The sequence below is a fragment of the Halomonas sp. 707D4 genome (genome assembly GCF_024158685.1).
Lineage (GTDB): Bacteria > Pseudomonadota > Gammaproteobacteria > Pseudomonadales > Halomonadaceae > Vreelandella.
The window spans coordinates 1-1,857 of sequence record NZ_JAMZBD010000547.1 but is presented as its reverse complement, the minus strand read 5'-3'; the positions used below and the strand labels follow the sequence as shown (position 1 = coordinate 1,857).

2 protein-coding genes are annotated in these 1,857 nt (G+C 64.6%); both read left to right on the top strand.

Annotated features, from left to right (window positions below):
• A partial coding sequence (locus BIS11_RS16405) for a shikimate kinase (RefSeq protein ID WP_301286496.1) occupies positions 1 to 370 on the top strand: 370 nt, incomplete at its 5' end.
• Positions 361 to 1,467, top strand: coding sequence for a 3-dehydroquinate synthase (gene aroB / locus BIS11_RS16400; protein ID WP_253426449.1), 1,107 nt, complete (start codon positions 361 to 363; stop codon positions 1,465 to 1,467). The genes BIS11_RS16405 and aroB, both read left to right, overlap by 10 nt.
• Positions 1,468 to 1,857: the final 390 nt, after the last annotated feature.

Here is a 1,857-nt window from a genome sequence, read left to right as displayed (position 1 = left end):
GGTGCTGGCCACCGGCGGCGGGGCGGTGCTGCGCGAGGAGAATCGCCGGGCGCTGCGCGAGCGCGGCACCGTGGTCTATCTGTTCACCACCGTCGAACAGCAGCTAAAGCGTACCGCTCGCGACAAGAATCGCCCGCTTCTGCAGCGCGTCGACCGCGAGCAGGTGCTCAACGAGATGTTCACCATCCGCGACCCCCTCTATCGCGCCACCGCCGACGTCATCGTGCGTACCGACCGGCGCAGCCCGCGCGCGGTGGTCAGCGACATCCTGCATCGCGCCCGATGCCTGAACGACTCGCTCGACCGTCTCGATCCGCCCGATGCCCGGCCCTTTGGTCCCCGGGCATCCGACTCCAAGGTATCCCCATGACCGCAAGCGCAAAACGCACCCTGAACGTCGCGCTCGGAGAGCGCAGCTACCCCATCCACATCGGGGCCGGCGTGTTGCGCCGTCCGGATGCCCTGACGCCCTACCTGGCGGGCAGCCAGGTGATGATCGTCACCAACGAGAGCGTGGCGCCGCTGTATCTCGACGCGCTGCGCGCGGGGCTGCCCGAGGGCCTGGAGGTGCGCACGCTGGTGCTGCCCGACGGCGAGATGTACAAGAACCTCGAGCAGGTCGAGCGTATCTGGGACGCGCTGCTCGGCGCCGGCTTCAACCGCCGCTGCACGCTGGTCGCGCTCGGGGGCGGGGTGATCGGCGACATGGTCGGCTTTGCCGCCGCCGCCTACCAGCGCGGCGTGGCGTTCATCCAGGTACCCACCACGCTGCTCTCCCAGGTCGACTCCTCGGTGGGCGGCAAGACCGGCGTCAACCATCCGCTGGGCAAGAACATGATCGGCGCCTTCCATCAGCCCAAGGCCGTGCTGATCGATACCGACACCCTGAAGACGCTGCCCGCCCGCGAGCTCTCGGCAGGTCTTGCCGAGGTGATCAAGTACGGTCTGATTCGTGACGCGGCGTTTCTTGGCTGGCTCGAAAAGAACATGGACGCGCTGCGCCGTATCGATGCTGAGGCCGTCAGCGAGGCGATCGCTCGAAGCTGTCAGATCAAGGCGGAGATCGTCGCCGAGGACGAGACCGAGCAGGGCGTACGCGCGTTGTTGAACCTGGGCCACACCTTCGGCCACGCCATCGAGGCGCACCAGGGGTACGGCAACTGGCTGCACGGCGAGGCGGTGGGCGCCGGCATGGCAATGGCCGCTGCGCTCTCTTGTGAGCTCGGCATGATCGACGCGCCGGCCCTTGCGCGCACAAGGGCGGTGATCGAAAGCGCCGGGCTGCCGCTGGCCGCGCCCGCCAACATGAGCCGCGAGGATTTCCTCGCCCGCATGCGCCTGGACAAGAAGAACGTCGATGCAAGGCTGCGCCTGATTCTGCTCGCGGCCATCGGCGAGGCGGTGATCAGCGACCAGACGCCGCCGGCCACGCTCGACGCGCTGCTCGACGACTACCCGCGCCGCTGAAACAGCTTCTCCCTTCCCGCAACGCTACCCGCCTGATGGCGGGTAGCGTCGTTTCAAGGGCATGGAAAGCGTCTGCCTGCGGCAATCGGTATGGCGTATACGCTATCGGCATGGATTTTTGAGACCCTGTTAGACTAAAGTCTATGATTCTGTAGTGGGGGCATGATCGAACAGTGTTCACTTTTTAAGTGGTTGACGCATCTATGTTTTTTTACGTAACCGAAACGCAAATGCAGGATTTGACAAGGATTTTAGAAGGTTTCGTGCGGTGCGACGATTGCGCTGGCAGGGGGCAAATGGCTATGCTGAGCGGCCATTTTGAACGGGCAGCGACGCCAAGAGGGCGAGAGCCTCGAGCGGGAAACGAGTAGATAAATAAAAATAAAACCC